1 protein-coding gene is annotated in these 1,053 nt (G+C 73.5%); it reads left to right on the top strand.

Translation table 11 applies throughout. From position 1 onward, the window contains the following. The first annotated feature begins 255 nt into the window (after window positions 1–255). Window positions 256–1,029 (top strand): GntR family transcriptional regulator, encoded by a 774-nt coding sequence (locus tag AB8Z75_RS34805; RefSeq protein ID WP_369209122.1) that lies wholly within the window; start codon window positions 256–258, stop codon window positions 1,027–1,029. Window positions 1,030–1,053 lie beyond the last annotated feature (24 nt).

Here is a 1,053-nt window from a genome sequence, read left to right on the forward strand (position 1 = left end):
GGGCATGGGGCTCCTCCGGGGGCTGGGCGACGCAGCGAGCGCATTTGATCGATGATCGATCATTTCAGCCGTTCCGGTGGCTGCGCAAGAGCCCGCCAGGCGGCGCGCACACCGCCGGCCGCCCGCGTCGATTGGTCTTGACCAAGGGTGGGGGCCGTCCTATGGTCAGGGACATACGCAAGGGCCTTTAAAAAACAAGGACACATAAACACCGCCACACCGCCCGCTGGGCGAACGGGGATTGCGGAGGCAAGGGTGGGGACCACGCAGCTGGAGACGGTGCCGGAGCCCAAGTACTGGCACCTGAAGACGGTGCTCTCCGAAGCGCTCGACTCCGAGTTCGCCGTCGGCGAGATCCTGCCGAACGAACGCGAGCTGGCCGCCCGCTTCGGCGTCGCCCGCGCGACGCTCCGACAGGCGCTGGAGCAGCTTGAACTGGAGGGTCGCCTCCAGCGCCGCCGCGGCGTCGGCACGACGGTCGCGCCGCCCCGGGTCGGCGTGGACGTCGGCTCCGAGAGCGGCCCTCACACCTGGCCGGGCGCCCCCGGCGATGCCTGGCACACCGAGGACCACGCCTGCGTGGCGGCCCCCTCGACCGTGGCGCGGCTGCTCGACGTGAGCGCCGACACCTTGGTGCACGCGGTGCGGCGCAGCCGGATGACCGGCGGCCAGCAGGTGGCGTCCGAGATCCTGTACGTCCCCGCCGCCTCGGTGCCCGCCGTCCCCGCGGACGCGGAAGGCGCCGAGGGCGCGGGCGGCACGCCGCACCCCACGGCCCGCGCCCGCACCGTCCTGCGCGCGCTCCACCAGTGCGAGCTGGGAGGGCAGGACCGTACCGTCGAGCTCGGATCGGCACGCGCCGAGGACGCGCGCCGTCTGGACCGGCTGCCCGGCGCGCCGGTGCTCCTCGTCACGACGCGCTACCTCGTCGACGGCCGCACCGCGGCGGTCTCCCTCGCCACCTACCGGGCCGACACCTGCCGGCTGTCGTTCAGCGACGGCGACGCGGTGTCCCTGATGGCGAGCTGAGCCCTCCCCCGCGGCTTCCGGAGC

This window comes from Streptomyces sp. PU-14G, from assembly GCF_041028275.1.
GTDB lineage: Bacteria > Actinomycetota > Actinomycetes > Streptomycetales > Streptomycetaceae > Streptomyces.